Below are 23,941 nucleotides of genomic sequence, written 5' to 3' on the forward strand. Positions count from 1 at the left end.
ACAAACACTGGTTATTCAAAAACGACCGATATTCTTCTTTTTATCCTATTGTTTTATACTGCTTGAATCAAAGTCTCATAAAAAAGGGATATTTTTATTCGTATAGATATGCGGTTCAAATATCATACCACAAGAATTATCTCAAAATAAAAATGCCTTTCTCTGATATAAAAGGTCATATCAGAGAGAGGCAAACTAATGAAATTCATAATTTTTACTTCGTACCGTATTTCTCAGAATATTTACGATAAAGTCGTTTTTGCTTATCGTCTAAATCTACCTTACGACCTTGAATAAATGCTTGCTCAATTTTAGCAGTACGCATATCTAAAGCGTCTCCTGCCGAAACAATTAACGTTGCGTGTTTGCCAACTTCAAGTGTTCCTACCATTTTATCAATGCCTAAAATTTTGGCATTATTAGCGGTAATCAACTTCAAGGCTTCTTCTTTATCCATTCCATGACCTGCCACTGTACCCGCTAAGAAAGGCAAATTACGAGTTCTCCAGTTTAAACCAATGTAAGCCAAACCTACCAAAATTCCTTTTTGAGACAACAATTGTGGCAATTTGTAGGCAATATCAGTATCGTCATCAACATTATTTGGTAAACGGTGCGTTGAACTTACAATAACCGAAACGTTGTTTTCTTTCAAGAAATCAGCGGCTAAAAGTGCTTCTTCTGCTCCAATAATTACAATTTTCTTCACGCCTTTCGACTTCGCAAATTGTACGGCTTCAATGATTTCTTTTCCGTAATCTGCACTGATATAAAGGTTTTTTGAGCCGTCAAAAAGTCCTTTCATTGCTTCTAATTTTACATTAATTGTTGCTGGATTTTTTACTTGTGCATAAGCAATGGCATCATTGAAGGTTTTGTCTAATTCACGCACCATATCATCCCGTTTGTCGTTTCTTTTGGTGCTGGCAGTACCTGCGGCAAAGTCAAACTCACGCTTAAAATAGCCAATCCAATTTAAGTGAATGCCATCATCTTTTTTCAAAACGGCATCTTCCCAGTTCCAACCATCCATTTGCATAACTGATGACATTCCGCCGATAATTTCACCTTGTGGTGTTGGTTGTGTAATTAAAATACCGTTACTTCTTACGGTCGGTATTAATTCTGAATCTGTATTATAAGCAATCAAAGACCTAACGTGAGGATTTATTCCGCCAATTTCGCTTAAATCATTGGTCGAACGCACGGCTTCAATTTCTACTAAACCCAAACTGTTTACGGGTGAAATTAACCCTGGATAAATACTTTTTCCTGCTACGTCAATGGTTTCGGTGGTTACTTTATCATAAGCAGTACCTGCTGCTCCAACTGCCGTGATGATTCCTTTGTTAAAAACAATAACGCCATTGGCAATTACCTGACCATTGGCAGTATGAATCGTTGCTCCTACCAAAGCAATGGCTTTTGCCTGTGGATTACCTGCTGCCTGGTTTTGGGCAAAAATGGTATTCGAGATAAACACGAATACTACTATATATATGTATTGTAAGTTTTTCATTTTTCTTGTTTTTTATTGGCCACTAAGGCACAAAGACGCTAAGGGAATTTTGTTTTTAGCCACTAAAACGCTAAGAAAATTTTGTTTTAGCCACTAAGGCACTAAGACGTTAAGAGAATTTTGTTTTATCGTAAAATCTAAGATAAGGTGATACGAAAATTCATTAAAATATTTGTGCCTTCGTGTCTTGGTGGCAATACTATATTTTACTTGTGCCTTTGTGTCTTGGTGGCAATTCCATTTTTTATTTGTGCCTTTGTGTCTTGGTGGCAATACTATATTTTACTTGTGCCTTTGTGTCTTGGTGGCAATTCCATTTTTTATTTGTGCCTTTGTGGCAAAGTACCTTATTTAGTCATTATGTTCAGTATGTGTTTCTTCTGCAAAAATATCACCTTCTGAATTACAGTGCATTTGTCTTGGTTTCTTCGCTTCTGGTTTTGCCGTTGGCGAACCACCTGCTTTAGCCGCTAACATTTTTTGAATAATACGACTACGTTCTGCGGCAATGTTAGCACGTAAAACTTTGTCTTTTTCAATATCAAAATATACAGCTCCGTCAATGACAACTTTTTCAGGTTTAGCGTAAACTGACAATGGATTATTATTCCAAAGTACCACGTCTGCATCTTTGCCAACTTTAATACTTCCCAAACGACTATCTAAGTGCATCATTTTGGCAGGATTCAAGGTTACCATTTTCCAAGCCTCTTCTTCAGTCATTCCTCCGTACATAACCGTTTTTGCAGCTTCTTGATTTAAACGGCGAGCCATTTCTGCATCATCAGAATTGATTGAAGTATTAACCCCAACTTTTGTCATTAATGCTGCATTGAATGGAATCGCTTCTTTTACCTCCATTTTATATGCCCACCAATCAGAGAAAGTTGAACCATTTGCTCCGTGTGCTTTCATTTTATCAGCTACTTTATAACCTTCCAAAATGTGCGTAAATGTATTTACTTTGAAACCAACTGAATCAGCTACTTTCAATAACATATTAATTTCAGACTGAACATAAGAGTGACAAGTGATAAAACGTTTTTTGTTCAAAATTTCAACCAACGCATCTAATTCTAAATCACGTTTTACAGGAAGACCAGCCGTATTTTTCATAGCCTTCTCATATTCTTTTGCTCTCAAGAAAGCATCCATCATTACTTGTTCAACGCCCATACGAGTTTGTGGAAAACGGACTCTGGCACGGTCGCCCCAATTGGCTTGTTTTACGTTTTCACCTAAAGCAAACTTAATAAAGCCTTCCATATTTGGAATTTTCAAAGCGTCTGGAGCTTCACCCCATTTCAATTTAATCACTGCCGATTGTCCACCGATACTATTGGCAGAACCATGTAATAGTTGAGAAGAAGTAACACCACCTGCTAACTGACGATAGATATTTACATCTTCAGAATTTACAACGTCTTCCATTCTTACCTCCGCAGAAACTGATTGAGTTCCTTCATTAACCGCAAAAAGAGCAATATGTGAATGTTCGTCAAAAATTCCGTTTGTTAAATGCTTTCCTGTTCCGTCAATAACTTTTGCCCCTGTACTTGGCAAGTTTTTACCTACTTGAGCAATTTTTCCGTTTGAAATTAAAACGTCAGTATTCTGAACAATTCCTGCCGACTCATTTGTCCAAACCGTCGCATTTTTCACTAAAATGGTTTCAGCTTTTGGTTTCTCTTCGCTACCGTAGCCATTAAAAGGATACAGAATTTTTCCGATTTCAATTTTCGCTTTTTTAGCAGAATCAAGTTTTGCAGGTGTTTCTTTTATAACCTCTTTAAAAGTTGCCAATAAAGAAACAGGTTTTCCATCTGCATCAACACCTTCACCTTTAATATTTTTACCATCGTAATAAGCACTAATTCTTGAATCAGCTTTTTCTTTCTTGGCATCAAGTCTAAAAAGAATTGTCAAGAAATCGTTAACACGTGTTACTTTAGGCGTAACTTTTACTGAATCAGTCACCACAATTTGATACTCAGGTTTATCAGCTTTTCCAGTAATATTCAATTTCAATTTTGAATTATTACCAACTGTCAAATCGTAGTTACCACGAATATCATTTACGTTCATATTTGACAGAACATAACGCTTTCCTTTTACCCAGTTTTCGTAAATGACGTTTCCGTCTTTGAATAAGTTATCCGAAGTAATTAAGAAGTTCGCTAACATTCCTGTTTTCAAAGAGCCAACCAAATTCTCAACTTTCATCATCGTTGCAGGCGTTGAGGTCAAAGCTGCTAAAGCCGTTTTTTCGTCTAACCCATTTTCAATTGCTTTACGAAGATTAGCAAAGAAATCTGCTCTTGATTTTAAGTTTGAACTCGTCAAGGCAAAATTGATTCCTGCTTTTGATAAAATTCCTGCATTGGCAGGAGCCATTTCCCAATGTTTCATTTCAGCCAACGATACAACACTTGCATCATGTGGGTCTTCAACGTCGGGCGTTGTTGGGAAATTTAACGGTAAAATCAATGCAACACCCGATGTCTTCACTTCATCAAGACGTTGGTATTCGTCGCCCATACCTTTAATGATATATTGGATACCAAATTCTTTTCCGATTTTATTGGCACGCAAAACACCTAATTTATCAGTCGTTTCAAAAACTTGTGGAATTCCTTGATTGTTGTTAAAAGCATCTAAAGAAATATTAAACTCTGTTTTTCCTTTTGCTTTCTTAAACCAGTCAGCATCGTAGTAAGTTTGACGTAACAAAGCAACCGACCCCATCAAAGAATTAGGATAGTCTTGCGTTGAAGTTCCTTTTGATAAAGAGTAATGAGCCGACACTTTGCTTTTTATTAAAGCCTCTTGGTCACGACCATCCACAAGAGCCACTAAAGCAGAAGTACCACGCACGATACCATCTTGAACGTGACTGATAGTTGCACCAAAACCAATTTTACGAAGTTCGTCTGCGGCAGGCGTATTAATGGTAAATAAACTGGCAGCATCAGTTTCAGGTAAAACGGACTGATTCCAGTTGTATGCTCCTTTCTTTTTAGATTCCATTTGAGGCTCTCCTCTGAATCCACCACCTTCACGCTTTAATTCAGGAACGCCATAATTTGAATAAGCTTCAACAAAAGCAGGATAAATTCTTTTTCCCTTTAAGTCAACCACCGTTGCACCCATCGGGATAGCAATGCCCTTTCCAACAGATTCAATTATTGAACCTCTAATAATGAGCGTCGCTCCTTCAAGAGTGGTATTGGCATCTGTAATAATGGTTGCATTGGTGAAGGCGTATAGGTCAAGCCTTTCGTCTTGTACGCCATTTCGTGGGAAGGTTTGGGTTTGAGCATGAATAATGGTACTCAATAATAAAAAATTGAGTAAAGCAATAAACAGTTTTTTCATGGTATTTGATTTTTGGTAGTGATGAATAATTTTCTAAAAGTAAAAGGTAAAAAAGTAAAATCCAATCGGATTATCCTGATTTCGATGAAAGCCTATGTCTAATTAAGAAGAACTACTTAGAGCAAAAATTGTTGACTGTTTAAGTTATCAATTTTTAGCAAAATTTCTTAAAAGCTCCACCCTTCAAAATTTTACTTAGTTCTCAAATTATTTTTTTTAACATTTTAAACTTACCCATAATTTTCTTTTTTTAAACTGTAAACGTTTCCGTAAACGTTTACGGAAAAATATTCAATAAAACCCTTGAATAGTGATATTTTTTTGGTATATCTTTATGACAAATATCAATTATTGGAGTTTAAATATTACTTTATAACCATATCAAGATTATGTTGATTAGCCCAAAAAATAGTGATGATGTTAAAATGTGGAATGACTTTAGAGGAGGAAATCATGCAGCATTTACACAGATTTATCAAAACTATGTAAACCTTCTTTATAATTACAGCACGAGCATCACTCCAGACCGTGAATTGATTAAAGATTGCTTACATGATTTATTTGTAGAGCTATGGAAAAATCATCAAAATTTAGGTGAAACTACTTCTGTACGTTTCTACTTAATGGCTTCAATAAAACGTAAATTGGTCAGACATCTTGAAACTCAGCAACGTCATACGCAACATCACGAAGCGTATTATCTTGAAAATCCAGATTTTATTGGTTCGCACGAGCATCGTTTGGTTGCTTTTGAGGAGGAAAGATTATTATCAGATAATCTTAGTGAGTCATTTAGATATTTGACAAAAAGACAAAGAGAGGCCGTTTCATTGAAATTTTTCCAAGATATGGATACCGACCAAATCTCAAATGCTATGAATATTAATCCTCAATCAGTTTACAATTTAATATTTGGAGCATTAAAAATCTTAAAAGAACACATTTCGCAAGATAAATTAGCATTTGCGTAAATAAACTTACCTTAAAAAAGCCCGATTGGAGACAATCGGGCTTTTTTTGTCTATAAGACATCACTATTTTACGATAAAATATAAAAAATCTTTTAATTAATTGAGTAGAAAAAAAACAGCCCAGCCTTTTTTAATTATAATACAAAATAAACTTAAAAAAATCATAAAAGTGGCATTAGATTTTCAAAAATATGAAAAATATGGTTCGGAAGATTTCGCTAAAGATGCCTATTTCTCAGAATGGATTCAATCGCCCAATAACTTAATATACTCCTTTTTTTGGGAATCATTTCTAAAAAAACACCCCGAAAAAGTACATGACATCGAAATGGCTCGACATAAAATATTAAATCCCACCCTTCACATCAATCAACTATCACATCAGGAAATTGATGACCTCTGGGAAAAAATCACAAAAACAATCAGTACCACTTAAATTTTATCAATTAATCCAATTTTACCAAACCAACTTAATCCAATTAATATGAGTATGAAATCATTACAAAAATTTCGGAGTAATATCGGTTGGGCAATCTGCCTGATGCTCTCGATTATTACACTAACTGGTTACGGTCAACAATCTGTCACTGGTAAAATTACCTCTACTGAAGACAATCAGGGAATTCCAGGGGTAAGTGTAGCGATAAAAGGAACAAATAAAGGTACAACCTCAGACGCTACTGGGAGTTTCAAAATTGCCGCACCAAACAAAGCAATTTTAACTTTCTCAGCCATTGGTTTTGTAACGCAAGAGGTTGAGGTAGGTTCAAAAAGTATAATCGATTTGAAATTATCACCAGATGTACAATCATTGGGTGAAGTAGTGGTAGTAGGTTATGGTACTCAGAAAAAAAGTCAATTAACAGGTGCGATTTCACAGGTTTCGGCAAAACAAATTTCTGAAATGCCAATTACAAACCTTGGTCAGGCAATGCAAGGTCGTGTTGCTGGGGTTGACGTTTCTCAATCTGGAAGTAAACCAGGTACAGTTCCAAAGATTTTGATTCGTGGTCGTCGTTCATTCAATGCAGGTAACGACCCACTTTATGTAGTTGACGGTATTCCATTATCGGCTGGTTATGAAGACCTTAATCCAAATGACGTTGCTTCAATGGAAATTTTGAAAGATGCTACTGCAACGGCTATTTATGGGGCAAGAGGTGCAAATGGAGTTGTACTAATTTCAACGAAAAGAGGTGCAGAAAAAGGAAAAACTACGATTTCTTATGATAATTATGTAGGAACAACTGACGCTTTGGACAAGATTAAATTATTCTCAGGTGCTGAATTTGCAGAATATATCCGTGAGTCTCGCCGTGGTGTGGTAAGTGGAAGTTTATATAAAGACATCAATGGAAATCCTGTTCCTTCTGGTCAAACGGATGCTTATGCAGATTCTAAATTGTTCGAAGCCGTTGAATTAGATGGTATTGCGACAGGCCGTACAACAGACTATCAATCAATGATTTTGCGTCAAGGTTTTCAACAAAATCATTCATTGGGTGTACAAGGAGGAAATGACAGAACTCAGTTTTATATTTCTGGAAACTATTTTCAAGATAAAGGTATTTCTGAAGGCTTAGATTTTACAAGAACTTCTCTTCGTTTAAATATAGACCATAGTATCAATAAAAATCTAAAAATTGGTATTTCGTCTTACTTAATGCACAGTTTGAGAAATGGCGAAAATCTTAATCCTTATGGATTTACCCTCAACCAAAATCCATTGGGAAAAGCTTATGATGACAAAGGAAATATCATTTTCGCTCCAACCAATGATGCACTTTTAACAAATCCATTAGCGGAAATAGTACCAGGTGCTCAAATAGATGAGGCTAAAAAATATCGTATTTTCAATAGTTTATATGCCGAAGTAAAAATCCTTGAAGGCTTAAAATATCGTGTAAATTTTGGGCCTGACTTTACGATTCAACGTAATGGACGTTTTATTGGAGGTGCTACAAATGCTCGTAAAGGTGGTGACCCTCAGGCATCTACTTCAAGCCAATATGGATTTAACTGGACTTTAGAAAACATTATTAGCTATAATAAAACATTCAATAAAGTTCACAATCTTGGTATTACAGCCTTACACTCTATTCAAAGAGACAATTTTGAAGGAAGTTCAATTGCTGTACAAGGTATTCCTGCTGAGTCTCAAGCATTTTATAGTGTTGGTAATGCAAGTTCGGTTTTGGGTGTTGGTAGTTTTCTTGGACAATGGACGATTAATTCATACATGACTCGTATCAATTATGACTACAATGACAAATATTTATTAACATTAACGTTGCGTAGAGACGGGTCAAGTCGTTTTGGTGAAAATACAAAATATGGTAATTTTCCAGGAATTGCCTTAGGTTGGAACATTACCAATGAACCATTTATGAAAGGCATCGCTTCACTTGATTTATTGAAATTACGGGCAAGTTATGGTTCTGTTGGAAACCAAGGGGTAGTGCCTTACCAAACACAAGGTCTATTAGGAAGAACCATTTATGCTTGGAATGCAACGGGTGCATTTGGGTATCGTCCAGCAACTATCGGAAATCCAGACTTAAAATGGGAATCATCAGCAACGGCAAACATTGGTTTAGACTTTAGTTTTTTAAAGGGAAGAATCCAAGGTTCGGTTGAATTCTATCAAACAAATACAACAGATCTATTATTGTCTGACCAATTACCTGGTTCAATTGGATTTAGTGCTGTAACTCGTAACGTAGGTGAAACTCGTAACCGTGGTGTTGAATTGGGTATTACCACTGTGAATGCAAATACAGGAGGTGGATTTAAGTGGACAACAGATTTTACATTTACTAAAAATACAGAAGCTATCATTTCATTATATAATGGTGCAAAAGATGATTTAGGAAATAAATGGTTTATCGGACAACCGCTTTCAGCATATTTTGACTATAAAAAAGCTGGAATCTGGCAAACAAATGAAGCTGATTTAGCAAAATCTTATGGTAGTAGAGTTGGACAAATTAAAGTACAAGATACCAATGGTGATGGCAAAATCAACGCTGATGACCGTGTACTTTTAGGTTCAGATATTCCTGATTTCAGTGCTGGTATCACCAACAGATTTACTTATAAAGGATTTGACTTATCTTTCTTCTTCTTTGGTAGATTCGGACAAACGATTGTGAGTGGTTTCCACCAAAACAATAACGCATTAGCAGGTCGTTATCAACAAATTAAGGTAGATTATTGGACTCCAAACAATCCAACAAATGAGTTCCCTCAACCAAATAAAGACCAAGAGTTTCCAGTAAACAATACTGCAATTATTTACTATGATGGTTCATTCATCAAATTACGTAACATCAATTTCGGTTATACGTTTGCTCAATCATTTGCTAAAAAATTAGGTATGGAATCATTGAGAGTATTCTCAAGTATCCAACAACCATTCATTTGGTCAACTTATCGTAGCAAATATAATGGTGTTGACCCTGAAACGTCAGGAACAACGGTTAGCAGTGGGGTAACTCCAGCAACGAGAGTGGTTACTTTAGGACTTAATGTTAAATTCTAAGTTAGGGAATAGGTTTTAGAAATAAGGGCTTAAATGTCACCTAAAAATTTCTATGACATCAATAAAAAAATCAAGAAAATGAAAAAAACATATATAAAATCATTAAAAATTTTCAGTTTGGTTGCCTTCATGATGGTTGGGCAGTCTTGTGAAGATGTCCTTAAAGAAACGGTAATATCAGGCATTGGTAATGATTATATCAATACTCCAAAAGGATTTGAAGATGCTGCCAAAGCTGCATATTCTTCTCTAAGAAATTATTACGGTACTCAACAAGGACTCACTGTAACTGAATATGGCACAGACTTATATGCAACAGGTGCAGATGGAGGGTATAAAGGTTTTCACTTTTATGATGCTCAATTACAACCAACGGTTGATTACCTTGCTGTAATTTGGGATGAATTATACAGAGGTATCAATACTTGTAATGCTGTTATCGAAAGAGCTCCAAATGTAACTGGTGTAACTGATGCTATCAAAAAGCAAAGAATTGCCGAAATGAAGTTTTTGAGAGCCCATTATTATTTTATTCTTTTCCAACAATTTGGTGGAGTAGATTTAAGATTAACAGAAACTTTAGCTCCAACCAAAATCACATCGAGAGCAACGCCAGCAGATATGTATAAGGCTATCATTGCTGACTTAGAAACTGCTTTGCCAGATTTGGATAGTAAAATCAGATCTTCAGATTATGGTCGTGCTACTAAGGCAGCCGCTGAACATTTGTTATCAAGGGTTTATCTTACTAAAGGAAATTCATCTGTTAAAGCGGCTGATGATTATGCTAAGGCAGAATCGTATGCATCTAATGTAATCAAAAATTACGGTTTTAAATTACTACCTGATTTTGCCAGTGTATTTGCACAAGGTGCTGGAGAAGTGAATGACGAAGTAATTTTTGCAGTTCAATATACTTCAGACCCATTAACAACTGGTGGAGGAAACAACTTACACTTGTTTTTCGGGATGCAATACGATGTACAAGCAGGTATGGTTCGTGACATTGTAAATGGTCGTCCTTTCAAGCGTTTACGTCCAACTTCATATTGCTTAAATACTGTTTTTGGAGACAGAGTAAATGATTCACGTTATAAGAAAACGTTTAAAGATACTTGGACTTGTAACAGTCCAGGAACATTCACAAACGTTTTTGATAACTCTAAAAAATCAGTAACATTCAAAACTGGAGATACTACTATTTTTATTCCAGGTTATGAAATGTCGTCAGCAGATAGAGCTAAAAAACCGTATCAAGTCTTAGTTCCGAGCAGATATGATGAAGCACTTTTCCCAACATTAACCAAATTCTTCGACCCACTTCGTCCAGACAGAACTTATGAAGCAGGAAGTAGAGATTTCTTATGTTTCCGCTTAGCTGATACATATTTAATGTTAGCAGAGGCTCAATTAATGCAAGGAAAAACGAAAGATGCAACAGACAATATAAATGTGGTTCGTCGCCGTGCGGCATTCGCAGGCAAAGAGTCTGCTATGCTTATTACCCAAGCTCAAATGAACATGGAAATGATTATCGAAGAACGTGGTCGAGAGTTAGCAGGAGAACAAATCCGTTGGATGGATTTAAAACGTTGGGGTAATTTAGTGGAAAGAGTTCAAAAATATAATCCACAAGCCGCACCAAATGTAAAAGCGATGCACTTGGTTAGACCAATTCCACAAACTCAAATTGACCGTACAGAAGGAGGTGCAACAGCTTTTCCACAAAATACAGGATATTAATTTAGAGTTTAGAGAAAAGAAAAAGGGTAAAATTGAATTTCAATTTTACCCTTTTTCTTTTCATCCTCACGGAAACATACTCTGTTCTCTAAAATCTATTCTCTAACTAAGTCTATCTTTAAAGCTTTCATAACCAAAAGTTTTCACCAAATCAAAAGTTTCGTCTTCTCGCCAAATACCAATTGAAGGTAAATTAACGCCATTGAAAGTTGTTGTTTTTACCATTGTGTAATGAATCATATCATCAAAAACGATAGAATCACCAATTTTCAATGGTTCATCAAAAGAATAATCTCCGTAAAAATCACCCGCTAAACAAGTCATTCCACCAAAACGATATGTTGGCTTACCAGCAATAGGTTCTTGATGAGCATTTAGAATTTTTGGCTTGTAAGGCATTTCTAAAGTGTCTGGCATGTGAGCGGCAAAACTAACATCCAAAATTGCTACATCAATTCCCTGAGAATCAATAATATCTAAAACTGTTGATGTTAAATAACCAGTCCTCCACCCTACTGCCGAACCAGGTTCCATAATAATTTTCAGATTCGGGAAGCGAGATTTTAGACTTTTCAAAACCGAAATCAAATGTTCAGGTTCGTAATCGGCACGAGTAATTAAATGTCCTCCGCCCAAATTTAACCATTTGGCTTGTTTCAATAAATCACCAAAACGCTCTTCAATTGCCTTTAAGGTTCTTTCTAAAGTGTAAGAATCGTTTTCGCAAAGTGTATGTGAATGTAAGCCTTCAATGCCTTCGGGTAAAGTATCGCCCAATTGATTGCGAGTGATTCCCAAACGTGAACCCGCAATACAAGGATTATACATATCCGTCTCAACCTCAGAATATTGCGGATTAATTCTCAACCCACAACTGATTCCGTTGGCAACGGCACGGTCTTTAAATTGATTGTACTGATTCAATGAATTAAACGAAATATGTCCTGCATAAGACATTAATTCGTCAAATTCGTTCTCTAAATAGGCAGGTGAATAAACGTGTGTTTTACTCCCCATTTCTTCAAAACCCAAACGGGCTTCATTCAATGAACTTGCCGTAGAGCCTGCTAAATATTGACGAACCATCGGAAAAGTTGAGAACATTGAAAAACCTTTCAAGGCACAAATAATTTCAATTCCTGCTTGTTCTTGAACGTATTTCAATAATGCTAAATTCTTTCTTAACAGCCTGTCTTCCAATACATAACAAGGCGAAGGTATTTGTTTAAAATCAATCATTTTTGATAATTATGAATTAGAAATGAATTTTAAGAGAAAGTCATTTCCAAAAATTAAAATTGCCCGAATTTTTCAATACGGGCAATCAGAAAATTTATTATTTTTAGAAAATCTAACCGTTAATAATTTGATTTTTAATGGCTTCAATTCTATCAATTGGTAATTTAGTTATTTGAGAAATTTGTAAAATTGAAAGAACATTAAGTAAAAGTAGCTCTTTGGCAGTTTCAATTCGGTTTTTTTCAATTCCCCTTGCTTCTCCCCTTGCTTCTCCTTTTGATTCGCCCCTTGCTTCTCCCTGCAAAAAGCGAATATCCGTTTCTAAGTCATATACAATTGGCATATCTGCTGTTTGTTTTAAAGTTTCTTCCTGTAAATTACGAAGTTTTGATAATACTTCCAACTGTTTCAGATACTTACCAAAACGGTGTTCTCCTTTCAAAAGTTCCTGCAATTTATCCAAAATACGATGGATAACTTTTTGCGGAGAAACACCCTTGAAATTAGATAAAATAGCTAACAAAACCTCCTCGGGAATACTCGAATCTAAAAACAACTCATAATCAAATGAGCGAATATCCACAAGTTCATATTCAAAAGATAGACCATTCATCAAAAGCTATTTAGTCATTTTTTTCATGGAATTTTGCCCAATATAAAAAACAACTTGTCGTATTTCACAATGATATTTTCGTAATAAAATTGCTCTATATTCTAACATTCGATAAACCATTTCGGGGTCATCTATAGACTGAAATTCTATTTGGAGAATATAACTATTTGTATTTCCTTCTTCCCTTACTTTTTTCAGAAAATCAGGTTTTCGCTCAATCGTTACGTGTAAATCGTCTTTAATGGAGGTGTATTTTGCTCTTTCCAAACCTAAAACCTTTTGGGCAAAAGGTAGGAGAACAGGTTCAATGTTCTCCTTAAAGATTCGGTCGTATTCGTTAATACTCATGCGGAAGTGTTCCGTTCACAATTTCGTTCCATGGTAAACCGTGTACGTTCAACATTGCCATAAATGGATCTGGATTCATTTCTTCACAATTCCAAACGCCTGGTTTCATCCATTCGCCCGTAATCATCATCATTGCTCCAATCATAGCAGGTACACCTGTGGTATAACTTACGCCTTGTGCTTGAACTTCTTTCCAACAATCTTGGTGCTTACAGTTGTTCCAAACATAATATGTTCTATCAACACCGTCTTTAATTCCCTTGATTTGACAACCAATTGAAGTTTCGCCTGAATAATTTTCTCCCAAAGTACCTGGTTCTGGAAGTACCGCTTTCAAAAACTCAAGTGGAACGATGTCCATTCCTTGAAATTTGATTGGTTTGATACTTGTCATTCCCACATTTTCAAGCACATTTAAGTGTGTAATATATTGTTGACCGAAAGTCATCCAGAATCTTGCACGCTTTAATGTTGGGAAATTTTTCACCAAAGATTCTAATTCTTCGTGATATAATACGTAAGATTCTTTTGGACCAATTCCTGGATAATCAATTGGTTTGTGAATAGACATCGCTTCGATTTCTACCCATTCGCCATTTTCCCAATATTTTCCTTTTTGCGTAATCTCACGAATGTTGATTTCTGGGTTGAAGTTTGTTGCAAATGCCTTACCGTGGTCGCCTGCATTACAGTCGATAATATCCAAGTAGTGCATCTCATCGAAATGGTGCTTATTCGCATACGCAGTGTAAACTTGAGTAACACCTGGGTCAAAACCGCAACCCAAAAGAGCCATCAAACCTGCTTCTTTAAAACGCTCTTGATAAGCCCATTGCCATGAATATTCAAATTTAGCAACGTCTTTTGGCTCATAATTGGCAGTATCCATATAGTGAACTCCTGTTTCCAAACAAGCATCCATAATGGTTAAATCTTGGTATGGAAGAGCCACATTTATTACCATAAACGGCTTAACTTCATTGATTAATGCTACCAATTCAGGAACATTATCCGCATCAACCTGAGCAGTTTGCACTTTTGTAGGCAAGCCAATTTTAGCACATTCTTCAGCAATAGCATCGCATTTACGCTTTGTACGGCTCGCCAAAACTACTTCTGAAAATACATCGGGATTCATGGCACATTTCTTCACTACTACGTTTCCAACGCCTCCTGCACCAATGATTAAAACTTTCTTTGACATTTTGTTATCGGTTTCTGTTAAAAGAATAACACAAAATTAGTCAAACCTTAAGAAATTATGGTTCTGTTATGAGTTAAATTTGTGATATAATCGTCTTTATATTTAGCGAAAAGCGATTTGCGAGAAAGCGAATGAGTAAATTATTAGAAATCAATAGCTTACTCAACCCCTTTTTTACAAACTTCAATCAGTTAAAAATACTCAATATAAAAATCCATTTTCAATTCTATCCGATGAATCAAACCAATACCGTTTTTATCATTTCGCTTTCAATTATTCTCTTTGGGTATCTTCTGAAACGGAAAAATATTATTTCTGAGCAAGAAGGAAAAACCATTTCTAAATTCCTGATGCACAGCACTTTCCCTGCTTTGACTTTTGTAACGATGGTTCGGGTGAAAATGGAATTGAATTTATTATTGCTTCCCGTAATTGCTTTTTGTTTTTCACTACTGACGATGTATTCGGCTAAATATTTATTTAAAAGTCAAGAGAAACAATTACGTGCTTTGTTAATTATGGGGTGCGGTGGATTTAATTTGGGACTTTTCGCCTATCCGCTCATTGAAGGTATTTGGGGACAAGAGGGCATGGTTTACGCCGCTATGTTCGACACAGGAAATGCCTTTGCCGTTTTCGGTTTGGTGTACGGCACGGGCGTATTTATGTCGGAAGGAAGTGTGCATATTCCCAAAAAAGAAAATGTCAAAAAAGCATTGCTCAAAATAATGACTTTATTACCCTTTCAAGCCATTTTGGTAGGTATTTTTATTAACCTCACCAAAATTGAATTACCCGAAATTGTCATGAATGTTTTAGACGTTTTGGCGAAAGGAAATAAGGTAATCGTTTTACTAATTATGGGAATTTATCTCAATTTTTCTATTCCAAAAGAAATTTTCAAAAAGGCAATTAATGTATTGTTAATCAGATACTTTTGGGGATTATTATTGGGCTTTTTATTCTTTTATTTCTTACCTTTTGAACAACTTTACAAAAGCGTTTTATTGATAGTTTTAATTGTCCCTGTGGGAATGACGCTCCTCCCCTTTTCGGACGAATTGGGCTATGATACCAAAACGGCAGGCGTTTTAGTAAACCTTTCCATGCTGATTAGCTTTGCGATGATGTGGGGATTGGTGGTTTGTTTGGGACTTTAGGCACGCAGATACCGCAGATACTTCGTAACGCTGATTTACAGATTCTCAGCTTGCACTAATTTGAAATTAGTGCATATAAATAGTTTTGCGACTGTGTCGCAATTTCCTTGTAGCGTTAAAAACGCAAAATCAACCCACGCCTGATTGCAAATCAGGGTGAGCGAGGTGAAAACACCAACAAAGGCATAATTTCTTATTGACACTTACAATTCATTTCTCTATTTCTCTCTATAAAATATGAATATCTCATATTTACTGACGGTATTATTTTAAGATAAACTACACAAATAGAATCTTTGTGAGACGAATCAATATCTATTGCACTATTCCCAGTATAATCTTCACCATTAACATGAAACTCATAGAGTAGTTCATCTCTATGCCATCTTCTACTAAATGTTTTAGAGGTTACTAAGGCTTTTATACATTTTCCATTAATTGGTAAGAATATATCTACCGAAAATCTTTTAATAATAAAAAATACCGTTATTAGTAGCAATGGTATACTTATATACATTTTCATTTATTGTTGTTGGTATTTTTCGCCTTTGTTAGTATTTTCCACCAACATAAATAAAAATTCCAATAAAACAAAACTCCGCAACACCAATCTGTAAAATCAGCGTTACGGAGTATCTGTGTCATCTGCGTGCCAAAACTATTTCACAACAGAAAATTTATAAATCGTTGTGGTTTTATAAGTTTCGTTTGGTTTCAAAACTGTTGTTGGAAATGCTGCTTGGTTTGGAGAATCTGGATAATGTTCTGATTCTAAACATAAAGCAAAACGTTTTGGATAGTTTACACCACCTTTTCCAGTCAATTTACCGTCCAAGAAATTTCCTGTGTAAAATTGAATGGCAGGTTCTGTCGTTAAAACTTCCATTTTACGTCCTGATGTTTTATCAACAACCGTAGCCGCAAGACTCAATTCGTTGCCTTCTTTTTTATTCAAAATCCAAGCGTGGTCATATCCTCCGCCTAATTTAATCTGCTCGTCTTTTTCGTCATTAATTCCTTTACCAATCACGGTTGGACTTGTAAAATCAAACACAGTTCCTTTCACCGCACGAAGTTCTCCCGTTGGAATTAAACCTTTATCAACAGGCAAAAATCTGTCCGCATTCAAAGTAACTTCATGGTCAAGAATGTTATTTTTTGAAGCAGAAAGGTTAAAATACGAGTGATTTGTCAAGTTGATAATCGTCGTTTTGTCAGTCGTTGCCGAATAATCCATTTTCAAAGAATTATCTTTTTGCAAAGTATAAATTACCGTTACATTCAAATTTCCTGGGTAACCTTCTTCACCATCTTTACTTAAATAAGTCAATTTCAAAGCAGGTTCTTCACCTTCAATTGGTTCAGCAGTCCATAAAACTTTATCGTAACCTACAACCCCACCATGTAAATGATTTAAGTTATTATTATTAGTTGCCAATGCATATTCTTTGCCTTCTAATTTGAATTTACCTTTTGCAATACGGTTTCCATAACGACCAATGATTGCCCCGAAATATGGCGGAGGTGTTAAATAGCCTGCTAAAGAATCAAATCCTAACACGATATCTTCGTATTTTCCGTCTTTGTCAGGGGCAGTCCAGTGCGAAACTACGCCACCGTAATTAGTAATTTTCACTTCCATACCATTGGCATTTTTCAATGTGTATGAGTCAGCAGTACGTCCATCAGGAAAGGTTCCAAATGATGTTTTTTCTATTTTATTCACCGTTACAGAATCTTTTTGTTGATTGTCTTCGCTTTTTTTACTCGAACAGCTTTGTAGAATTACAATACCTAATGCGAGCGTAAGAAATGATTTTATTTTCATGTTAATAGTGTTTTTGGAGTTTTGATGATTATTTAAGGGAATTGTAAATTTTAAAGTAGCAAGTCATTTCCGTTCAACTTCCCGAAAGTTTAACCCCTAACGGAGTTATTTCGGGAAGTTCCTCCAAGTCAAATATGACACCTTAAATTCAACAATTTTCCTTACCAGAAAATAAAGTAAATAATACTAAAAATAGCAATTATTAAAATGGAACCATATCTAAAAATAGGTTCAACTTTAAACCATTCTTTATTTACTTCAAATGCGTTCGGGTTATCTTTCCCTTTAGATTCTATCAAACTGATTGCACCGTGAACTAATGAACAAATCCAGAATACAACACCCATACGATTCATGAATGGGAATTCAGGGAACTGATAATTAATCCATGATGACAAAGCAATACTTAAAATAGCCGCTGTTAAAGCACCATTGGCAGTTGCTTTTTTCCAGAAGAAACCTAATAAGAAAATACTCAAAATACCTGGAGAAATATATCCTGTATAAACTTGAATATACTCAAATGCTTGACCGAAGTTTTTCAATAATGGACTCACCACCAAAGCAATGGCAAATGCTACGATGATAGCAACTCTACCCGTCCAAACCGTTTGTTTTTCAGTAAGATTTTTGTTGAAATATTTACGGTGAATATCTAATACATAAATCGTTGAAATACTGTTTGCTTTACCCGCTAAACTTGCCACAATCGCTGCCGTTAAAGCTGCAAAAGCCAAACCTTTCAAACCAACAGGTAAAAGATTCAATAAAACTGGATAAGCGTTGTCTGGCTTAACAATTCCGTCTTGCGTGATTCCATTAACAATTGAAGCATCTGCATTTTCTTGGAAAATTACATAAGCCGCTAACCCTGGAAGAACCACGATAAATGGCATTAACATTTTCATAAAACCTGCAAATAAAACGCCATTTCTTGCCGTAGAAATATCTGCACCCAAAGCTCTTTGGGTCATGTATTGGTTACATCCGAAGTAGTTAAGGTTATTCACCCATTGACCACCAATAATAAACATCATAATTCCCGGTAATTGACGATAAGCATCAACAAAACCTCCTCTACCATCATGAACTTGATATTGATTTGGCGTAAAAATCATGTGTAAATGGCTATCCGCTTTTTCTTTAATCAAAGATAAACCTTCTAAAACACCTGAACCTGTACCTACTTTATTTGACAGTAAATCAAGTGCTAAATAAGTTGTCGCTAATCCTCCGAAAATCAAGCAAACTACTTGAATAACATCGGTATAGCCAATCACTTTCATACCGCCTAAAGTAATAATTACTGCAAAAACAGTAAGGAATAACGTACAAGTCATGAAGCTTAAACCTGTCATTTTTTCTAAACTAATTCCTCCTAAATAAATGATAGAAGTTAGGTTTACAAAAATGTACAGAAACAACCAGAACACAGCCATGATTGTCGCTAAACGCTCGTCATAACGTTTGGCAAGAAATTGTGGCATGGTGTATATTTTATTCCTAAGGTACATTGGAAGAAAATAAACTGCCACAATGATTAACGAAACGCCACCTAATAATTCATAAACAGAAATAGCAATTCCTAATTGAAAAGCCTGTCCACTCATACCAATAAATTGTTCCGCAGAAATATTTGAAGCGATAATCGAAGCACCAATTGCCCACCAAGTAAGTGAACCTTCAGCAAGGAAAAAGTCTTTTGAATCTCCACCACCTTGCTTGCCTTTGTTTTTGTAAACCCAGTAACCATAACTGGAAACAATGACAAAGTAGATAAAGAAAATGCAGTAGTCGAGGGTTTCTAATCCAAGTTTCATGTTTGTTGTTTTTGAGGAGTGGTAACACGGGAATCCTTCCCGTGAAAAATTTAGTCTATTCACAGGAAAGATTCCTGTACTACTTAAATTCACAGAAAAGATTCCTGTGTTACATTTTTAACATCCTTGTCCGTAATAGGCATTCTTGCCATGTTTACGTTCGTAATGTTTCATTCTAAGGGTATCTTTAATACGTGGTGTTAATGGATTTATCTGTAAAGTCAAATATGCCATACGAGCAACTTCTTCTAACACTGCCGCATTATAAACTGATTTTTGAGCGGTTTTTCCCCAAGTAAAAGGCCCATGATTTTGCAATAAAACCATTTCCATTTCTTTGTGAGATAACTGTTTGTCTCTAAAACAATCAAAGATTTGGTTTCCTGTTTCATACTCATAATCTCCCTCAATCATTTCGTCGGTTAAGACTACCGCACATGGAATATCTTGGTGAGTATGGTCGGCGTGAGTAGTGCCAAAAATAGGAATATCCTTTCCTGCTTGAGCCCAAGCTACCGCATGAGTGCTATGTGTATGGGTAATTCCGCCAATATCTTCCCAATTTTTATATAATTGAGCATGAGTTTTTGTATCAGACGACGGACGCATTGCACCTTCCACCACTTTGGCATCATAATCCATAATTACGATGTCTTCTGGCTTCAATAAGTCATAATCAACGCCACTTGGTTTAATAGCAAAAACACCTTTCTCTCTATCAACTGCACTAACATTTCCGAAGGTAAATAGCACTAAACCTAATTTTGGAAGCATCATATTTGCCTCAAAACATTCTTCTTTAAGGGTTTTGTATATACTCATAATTTTATATTTCTTTTTAAATAATTAGCATAATCAGGAATGATTGCTTCATATTCATTGTGCATCAATGGGGATGTCAGAAGAAAATCAGCCGTAGCACGGTCGCAAGCAATAGGAATATTCCAAACTACCCCAAGACGAATTAAAGCCTTAATGTCAGGGTCGTGCGGTTGAGCTTCCATAGGGTCCCAAAAGAAAAAAAGCATATCCATTTTTCCTTCGGCAATCAACGACCCAATTTGTTGGTCGCCCCCTAAAGGACCACTCAAAAACTTAGTCACGTGTACATCAAGAGATTCTTCTAAAAGCCTTCCTGTTGTACCCGTTGCAAAAAGTTGATGTTTTGAAAGAACGGTTTTATTATAAATTGCCCAATCTATTAAATCATCTTTTTTGTTATCATGTGCAACTAAGGCAATTCTTTTACGAGCATCTAATTTTCTAATGATGTTTTTGTTTTCTGACATTTTAATGAGAATTATTTATAAGATGAATGTATTAAGTATTGGGTACAAAGTATTACAAAAAAGTATAATTGTCTATTTTTTACTTCATAAAATGAATCTTCCAAGCGTTTTAAGGCTTGGAAGATTTTATCACCTAATACCTAAATCCTAATCCCTATTTAAAAGCAACCTCATTATATCTTAATTCGTTTTTCAAACCACGAATTGTTGTGTCTTTATCAATAATTACCAATTCAACATTTAACATATCAGCTAAATCTTCGATGTATTCTGTTGTAATTGTCTGACTGTAAACTGTATGGTGAGCACCACCTGCCAAAATCCAAGATTGTAAACCTACTTCCATGCTTGGTTGTGGTTTCCATAAAGCACGAGCGGTTGGTAATTTCGGGAATTCTTCTGTTACTTTAACTGCATCAACTTCGTTTACGATTAATCTAAAACGATTGCCCATATCAACTAATGAAACATTGATAGCAGGGCCTTCTTGACCGTTGAATACTAAACGTACAGGGTCTTCTTTTCCGCCAATTCCTAATGGATGAACTTCACATTTTACAATGCCATCGGCAATTGTTGGACAAACTTCCAACATGTGAGAACCCAATACCATTGGATTTGCAGGATTGAAATGATACGTATAATCTTCCATGAAAGAAGTACCACCTTGCATTCCGCTTGACATTGCTTTCAAAATATGAACCATTGCAGATGTTTTCCAGTCGCCTTCGCCACCGTAACCGTAACCTGCCGCCATCATACGTTGTGAACCAATACCCGGTAACTGACGCATTCCGTGTAAGTCTTCAAAAGTATTGGTATAAGCCGAATAGCCTCCGTCTTCTAAAAATGCTTTTAAACCTAATTCAATTCTGGCTGCTTCTACTAAAGACGAACGCATTGCTCCACTACTTGCCAATGATGACATCATCTGATAAGTAGCTTCGTATTCTTTAATCAAAGTTTGAATTTCAGCATCAGAAATTTGATTGATTACTTTTACTAAATCACCAACAGCATAAGTATTTACTTCAAAACCAAATTTCATTTCTGCCGATACTTTATCGCCGTCTGTAACTGCCACATAACGCATATTATCGCCAAAACGAGCCAATTTCATGGTTTTCATTTTGTAGGTTCCAACTGCCACACGTGACCAAACGTTGATTTTTTCAAGTACAGATTCAGCTTGCCAGTGTCCAACCACAACTTTACGGTTGATACGCATTTTAGACATAATATGCCCAAATTCACGGTCACCATGAGCCGACTGATTTAAGTTCATGAAATCCATGTCAATATCTGAATATGGAATATCACGATTAAATTGTGTGTGTAAATGCAATAATGGTAATTGAAGAACATTCAAGCCATTAATCCACATTTTAGCAGGTGAAAATGTGTGCATCCAAGCGATGATACCAATACAATTTGGCGTAGCATTGGCTGCTTTGCAGATAGTAGTAATTTCCTCTGCCGACTTCACAACAGGTTTAAAAACCACTTTCACAGGAATTTGCGAAGCATTGTTAAATGAATCAGCGATGATTTTTGAGTGTTCATCAACTTGACGGAGTGTTTCTTCTCCGTATAAATGTTGGCTGCCTGTTACAAACCAAACTTCATAACTCTTTAGATTAAGCATTATTTTCAGTGAATTTTCCTAATTTTTGATATTTTTCGTATAAACTTTTATAAACTTCAACCGCTTCTGGACGTGGTGTATAATTGGCATCAAAACCAGAACCCATTGCTTTTTGTGCGTCAGCTAATGTTGCGTGAATTCCTGCGGCAACTGAGGCATTCATGGCAGCCCCCAATGCACACGCTTGGTCTGAACTTGCCACTTTTATTGGCATATTCAAGACATCAGAAAGCGTTTGCATGACAAATGGTGATTTTTTGGCAACGCCACCAATGGCAATTACTTGCTTGATTGGCACACCCTCCTGAATAAATCTATCCACAATTGCTTTTGAGCCATAAGCCGTAGCCTCCACAATCATTTTGAATATTTTAACAGCATCAGTTCCTAAACCTAAACCCATAAATGATGCTTTCAACGTATGATTTGCATCTGGTGTTCTTCTACCATTTATCCAATCCGTTGCTACAATATCATTCTCAGTAATAGGCAATTGTGACGCTTGTTCAGATAAATAAGGAATCAATTTTTGACTCAATTCTTCTGCCGCTGCATCGCCCAAAAGACTTCTTACAGGTTCAGTAATGATGCGTTGAAACCAAGCGTAATAATCACCATAAGCTGATTGTCCTGCTTCCATTCCCAACATATTTGGAATGATTGAACCGTCAACTTGACCACAAATACCTTTGATAAGTAAATGTCCAATTTCTTCATTTGGAGCAATCAACATATCACAAGTAGAAGTTCCCATTACACGCACGAAATCATAAGGTTCAATTTCAGCACCAACAGCTCCCATGTGGCAATCAAATGCACCAACGCCAATTTTCACGTCAGAAGGAACACCTAATTTTGTAGCCCATTCTTCCGAAATCGTTCCCATAGCTTCATCTGAAGTATAAGTATTTCTGAAAAGTCTATCACGTAAACCGCACAATAATGGGTCAAGTTTTGTCAAGAATTCTTCCGAAGGCAAACCTTCAAATTCTTCGTGCCAAAGAGCTTTATGTCCTGCCGCACATCTTGAACGCTTGAAAGTTAATGGATTTGTATTTCCTGTTAAAAGTGCAGAAATCCAATCACAATGCTCCACCCACGAAAAAGCTTTTTCTTGAACCTTAGTATCTACACGAAGTGTACGTAAAATTTTAGCCCAATACCATTCAGAGGAATAAATTCCGCCTACGTATTTTGTATAATCTACATCCCAATGATGAGCCAAATTATTGATTTCCTCAGCCTCAGCATTGGCAGTATGGTCTTTCCAAAGAATAAACATTCCGTTTGGATTTTCTGCAAATTCTGGCAATAAAGCCAATGGAACACCATTCGCATCCACAGCCACTGGAGTAGAGCCTGTGGTATCAACGGAAATTCCGACTACATTTTGCTTTACTTCATCCGAAAGTCCTGCTAAAGCTCCTTTTACGGCAGCTTCCAAGCCTTCTACATAGTCAAGTGGATGTTGTCTGAATTGCGAAATGGATGCGTCACAAAACAGTCCTTTTTTCCATCGCTCATAATAATGAACCGCAGTTCCAACATTTTCACCTGTCTGAGTGTTAACAACTAAAGCACGTACTGAATCTGTACCATAGTCGAGCCCAATTGTGAATTTATTTTGCATTTTTGTTATTCGTGTT

General features: G+C 36.0%; 17 protein-coding genes. 5 read left to right on the top strand and 12 right to left on the bottom strand.

Features of this window, described 5'->3' with window-relative positions:
* Positions 1 to 214: 214 nt before the first annotated feature.
* Together VB796_RS01230 and VB796_RS01235 are read right to left on the bottom strand one after the other, a co-directional pair.
* Positions 215 to 1,519 (bottom strand): amidohydrolase family protein, encoded by a 1,305-nt coding sequence (locus VB796_RS01230; RefSeq protein WP_323344687.1) that lies wholly within the window; start codon positions 1,517 to 1,519, stop codon positions 215 to 217.
* A gap of 351 nt (positions 1,520 to 1,870) precedes the next feature.
* Entirely contained in the window at positions 1,871 to 4,894 is a 3,024-nt protein-coding gene (locus VB796_RS01235; RefSeq protein WP_323344688.1) for an amidohydrolase family protein, read from the bottom strand.
* Positions 4,895 to 5,283: 389 nt separating this feature from the next.
* On the opposite strand from VB796_RS01235, the gene VB796_RS01240 reads away from it, so the two are divergent.
* From VB796_RS01240 to VB796_RS01255, 4 genes are all read left to right on the top strand, one after another.
* Positions 5,284 to 5,865: a sigma-70 family RNA polymerase sigma factor gene (locus VB796_RS01240; protein WP_323344689.1), complete on the top strand. Its 582-nt coding sequence runs from the start codon at positions 5,284 to 5,286 to the stop codon at positions 5,863 to 5,865.
* Positions 5,866 to 6,034: 169 nt separating this feature from the next.
* Positions 6,035 to 6,301 carry a hypothetical protein gene (locus VB796_RS01245; protein ID WP_323344690.1) on the top strand — a complete coding sequence of 89 codons (267 nt, stop codon included), beginning with the start codon at positions 6,035 to 6,037 and terminating at the stop codon, positions 6,299 to 6,301.
* A 105-nt stretch (positions 6,302 to 6,406) separates the two neighbouring features.
* A complete protein-coding gene (locus VB796_RS01250; RefSeq protein ID WP_323344788.1) occupies positions 6,407 to 9,406 on the top strand; it encodes a TonB-dependent receptor in 3,000 nt (999 codons plus the stop codon).
* 78 nt (positions 9,407 to 9,484) lie between these two features.
* Positions 9,485 to 11,149 (top strand): RagB/SusD family nutrient uptake outer membrane protein, encoded by a 1,665-nt coding sequence (locus VB796_RS01255; protein ID WP_323344691.1) that lies wholly within the window; start codon positions 9,485 to 9,487, stop codon positions 11,147 to 11,149.
* 102 nt (positions 11,150 to 11,251) lie between these two features.
* Here VB796_RS01255 and nspC read toward each other — a convergent pair whose 3' ends face one another.
* From nspC to VB796_RS01275, 4 genes are all read right to left on the bottom strand, one after another.
* Positions 11,252 to 12,388 carry a carboxynorspermidine decarboxylase gene (gene nspC / locus VB796_RS01260; RefSeq protein ID WP_323344692.1) on the bottom strand — a complete coding sequence of 379 codons (1,137 nt, stop codon included), beginning with the start codon at positions 12,386 to 12,388 and terminating at the stop codon, positions 11,252 to 11,254.
* Between the two features lie 112 nt (positions 12,389 to 12,500).
* Complete coding sequence (locus VB796_RS01265; protein ID WP_323344693.1) at positions 12,501 to 13,001, bottom strand: hypothetical protein; 501 nt, start codon at positions 12,999 to 13,001, stop codon at positions 12,501 to 12,503.
* 6 nt (positions 13,002 to 13,007) lie between these two features.
* Positions 13,008 to 13,349: a hypothetical protein gene (locus tag VB796_RS01270; RefSeq protein WP_323344694.1), complete on the bottom strand. Its 342-nt coding sequence runs from the start codon at positions 13,347 to 13,349 to the stop codon at positions 13,008 to 13,010.
* Positions 13,339 to 14,553, bottom strand: a complete 1,215-nt coding sequence (locus VB796_RS01275) for a saccharopine dehydrogenase family protein (RefSeq protein WP_323344695.1) — start codon at positions 14,551 to 14,553, stop codon at positions 13,339 to 13,341. The genes VB796_RS01270 and VB796_RS01275 overlap by 11 nt, the downstream gene beginning before the upstream one ends.
* Before the next feature lie 131 nt (positions 14,554 to 14,684).
* On the opposite strand from VB796_RS01275, the gene VB796_RS01280 reads away from it, so the two are divergent.
* A complete protein-coding gene (locus VB796_RS01280) occupies positions 14,685 to 15,713 on the top strand; it encodes an AEC family transporter (RefSeq protein WP_323344696.1) in 1,029 nt (342 codons plus the stop codon).
* A gap of 658 nt (positions 15,714 to 16,371) precedes the next feature.
* Here VB796_RS01280 and VB796_RS01285 read toward each other — a convergent pair.
* The 6 genes from VB796_RS01285 to VB796_RS01310 all read right to left on the bottom strand — a co-directional run bounded on the left by VB796_RS01285 (position 16,372) and on the right by VB796_RS01310 (position 23,925).
* Positions 16,372 to 17,541 carry an aldose epimerase family protein gene (locus tag VB796_RS01285; RefSeq protein WP_323344697.1) on the bottom strand — a complete coding sequence of 390 codons (1,170 nt, stop codon included), beginning with the start codon at positions 17,539 to 17,541 and terminating at the stop codon, positions 16,372 to 16,374.
* A 161-nt stretch (positions 17,542 to 17,702) separates the two neighbouring features.
* Positions 17,703 to 19,361, bottom strand: coding sequence for a sodium/sugar symporter (locus tag VB796_RS01290; RefSeq protein ID WP_323344698.1), 1,659 nt, complete (start codon positions 19,359 to 19,361; stop codon positions 17,703 to 17,705).
* A gap of 117 nt (positions 19,362 to 19,478) precedes the next feature.
* The gene (locus VB796_RS01295; protein WP_323344699.1) at positions 19,479 to 20,183 is read right to left on the bottom strand and encodes an L-ribulose-5-phosphate 4-epimerase; all 705 of its coding nucleotides are present in this window, start codon (positions 20,181 to 20,183) and stop codon (positions 19,479 to 19,481) included.
* Positions 20,180 to 20,650 carry a methylglyoxal synthase gene (locus VB796_RS01300; RefSeq protein ID WP_323344700.1) on the bottom strand — a complete coding sequence of 157 codons (471 nt, stop codon included), beginning with the start codon at positions 20,648 to 20,650 and terminating at the stop codon, positions 20,180 to 20,182. Before VB796_RS01300 ends, VB796_RS01295 begins: the two co-directional genes overlap by 4 nt.
* A gap of 154 nt (positions 20,651 to 20,804) precedes the next feature.
* On the bottom strand, positions 20,805 to 22,295 hold the full coding sequence (gene araA / locus VB796_RS01305) for an L-arabinose isomerase (protein WP_323344701.1): 1,491 nt from the start codon (positions 22,293 to 22,295) through the stop codon (positions 20,805 to 20,807).
* Positions 22,288 to 23,925: a ribulokinase gene (locus VB796_RS01310; RefSeq protein WP_323344702.1), complete on the bottom strand. Its 1,638-nt coding sequence runs from the start codon at positions 23,923 to 23,925 to the stop codon at positions 22,288 to 22,290. Before VB796_RS01310 ends, araA begins: the two co-directional genes overlap by 8 nt.
* Between the last annotated feature and the right edge of the window lie 16 nt (positions 23,926 to 23,941).

This window comes from Arcicella sp. LKC2W, from assembly GCF_034931005.1.
Taxonomy (GTDB): Bacteria; Bacteroidota; Bacteroidia; order Cytophagales; family Spirosomataceae; genus Arcicella.

What these genes read in the sequence shown, in the direction of transcription:
- VB796_RS01230 (WP_323344687.1), bottom strand. Translation starts at nt 1,519, where the DNA reads ATGAAAAACTTACAATACATATATATAGTAGTATTCGTGTTTATCTCG.
- VB796_RS01310 (WP_323344702.1), bottom strand. Translation starts at nt 23,925, where the DNA reads ATGCAAAATAAATTCACAATTGGGCTCGACTATGGTACAGATTCAGTA.
- VB796_RS01265 (WP_323344693.1), bottom strand. Translation starts at nt 13,001, where the DNA reads ATGAATGGTCTATCTTTTGAATATGAACTTGTGGATATTCGCTCATTT.
- VB796_RS01270 (WP_323344694.1), bottom strand. Translation starts at nt 13,349, where the DNA reads ATGAGTATTAACGAATACGACCGAATCTTTAAGGAGAACATTGAACCT.
- VB796_RS01240 (WP_323344689.1), top strand. Translation starts at nt 5,284, where the DNA reads ATGTTGATTAGCCCAAAAAATAGTGATGATGTTAAAATGTGGAATGAC.
- VB796_RS01235 (WP_323344688.1), bottom strand. Translation starts at nt 4,894, where the DNA reads ATGAAAAAACTGTTTATTGCTTTACTCAATTTTTTATTATTGAGTACC.
- VB796_RS01290 (WP_323344698.1), bottom strand. Translation starts at nt 19,361, where the DNA reads ATGAAACTTGGATTAGAAACCCTCGACTACTGCATTTTCTTTATCTAC.
- VB796_RS01250 (WP_323344788.1), top strand. Translation starts at nt 6,407, where the DNA reads ATGCTCTCGATTATTACACTAACTGGTTACGGTCAACAATCTGTCACT.
- VB796_RS01285 (WP_323344697.1), bottom strand. Translation starts at nt 17,541, where the DNA reads ATGAAAATAAAATCATTTCTTACGCTCGCATTAGGTATTGTAATTCTA.
- VB796_RS01300 (WP_323344700.1), bottom strand. Translation starts at nt 20,650, where the DNA reads ATGTCAGAAAACAAAAACATCATTAGAAAATTAGATGCTCGTAAAAGA.
- VB796_RS01275 (WP_323344695.1), bottom strand. Translation starts at nt 14,553, where the DNA reads ATGTCAAAGAAAGTTTTAATCATTGGTGCAGGAGGCGTTGGAAACGTA.
- VB796_RS01255 (WP_323344691.1), top strand. Translation starts at nt 9,485, where the DNA reads ATGAAAAAAACATATATAAAATCATTAAAAATTTTCAGTTTGGTTGCC.
- nspC (WP_323344692.1), bottom strand. Translation starts at nt 12,388, where the DNA reads ATGATTGATTTTAAACAAATACCTTCGCCTTGTTATGTATTGGAAGAC.
- VB796_RS01280 (WP_323344696.1), top strand. Translation starts at nt 14,685, where the DNA reads ATGAGTAAATTATTAGAAATCAATAGCTTACTCAACCCCTTTTTTACA.
- araA (WP_323344701.1), bottom strand. Translation starts at nt 22,295, where the DNA reads ATGCTTAATCTAAAGAGTTATGAAGTTTGGTTTGTAACAGGCAGCCAA.
- VB796_RS01295 (WP_323344699.1), bottom strand. Translation starts at nt 20,183, where the DNA reads ATGAGTATATACAAAACCCTTAAAGAAGAATGTTTTGAGGCAAATATG.